Genomic DNA, 1,291 nt, shown 5'->3' on the forward strand with positions numbered 1-1,291 from the left:
GGGAGCATCCCGATTTTGCAAATATACAAAAGTATGATAAGGTGCGCCGCTTTTGGGGAAAAGCGACACTTAGCTTCCCCAAAAAATATGTTTTAGAGTCAATCAGCCATTTTAGAGGAACTGAAGAATAGAGTATCTCAAGAGTTACAATAGTCAATAAATAATTTTGAGGAACTCAACATGACGCCTGACTACCCGAGCAAGTTTACAAGCTCATACTGCTGAAATCGCTAAAATTTTATACAGAAACACTCCTCCCGAGGCGTTAGAAAGCCTGGAAGCAATAGAAGGACACTTGAGAAAACAATGGATAGAGATAGTGGGACCAGAAGTTGCTTTTTTTTTATCAAAGAAACCACAGGAACAGATAAAGGGCGTCCCCGAACAGTAAAAAGCTGTGTAGGTGAGTTAAAAATTACCGAAAAACAAGCAGAAAAATTAAATCTCAAAAAATCGACTCGGTTAGCCCCTTTTTTTGAGAAATGCTGTCTGCGACAAGTGGCCTTGTTATCCTATGAAAAGGCATCTCAAGAAATTGAAGTACAGACGGGAGTCAAGATAGGTCATACCAGTTTACATAGATTGGTAGAAAACCAAGATTGGGTTGAACCAGTAGCGTGCGCCCCCATTAAAGAAACCAGTGTGGATGGAGGAAAAGTGCGTGTTAGAGGGGCAAAAGGGGAAGGTTCTCACTGGCTCGATTATAAAGCAGTTAGTCTTCATGGCAGCTTTTATGCTGCATATTTTCTGAAAAATGAAGTCTTGATTGATTATGTCAATCGTCAGCCGTTAAATTCCCTAGTGACTTGTTTGGGTGATGGACATGACGGAATTTGGAATCTGATCGGTAAATTCAATCCGGATGGCAATCGCCGAGAAATCTTAGACTGGTATCATTTAGTCGAAAATCTGTACAAAGTAGCAGGGTCTAGGAAACGACTGTCTAAAGCCAAAGAATTGTTGTGGCAAGGCCGTACAGATGAAACCCTTAAGTTGTTTGAGTTGTGCAAGAGTCGTCAGACTACCAACTTTTGCAAATATGTCACAAAACATCGGAATCGAATTGTTAACTATCAACTCTTGTCCAGCCAAAATATTTGTTCTATTGGGTCGGGAGCGGTGGAATCATTAGTGAAACAGATTGACAGAAGATTAAAAATTTCCGGCGCTCAGTGGTGTCATGAAAATATCAATCAAATGCTCAAACTTAGGTGTGCTTACTTAAATGAATTAATCTAGAATATAGAGGCTTCTTTTCTATTTTTCTTCCCGACTCCCATACTTTAGATAC

At 39.9% G+C, this 1,291-nt stretch carries 1 protein-coding gene; it reads left to right on the forward strand.

Annotation, left to right across the window (positions count from 1 at the left end):
• The first annotated feature begins 187 nt into the window (after positions 1-187).
• A protein-coding gene (locus QT992_RS33395; RefSeq protein ID WP_333322689.1) for an ISKra4 family transposase occupies positions 188-1,239 on the forward strand; the annotation gives its coding sequence in 2 pieces (ribosomal slippage) (positions 188-338 and positions 338-1,239; 1,053 coding nt in all).
• Positions 1,240-1,291: the final 52 nt, after the last annotated feature.

The organism is Microcoleus sp. T3_D1 (assembly GCF_036700405.1).
GTDB lineage: Bacteria > Cyanobacteriota > Cyanobacteriia > Cyanobacteriales > Microcoleaceae > Microcoleus.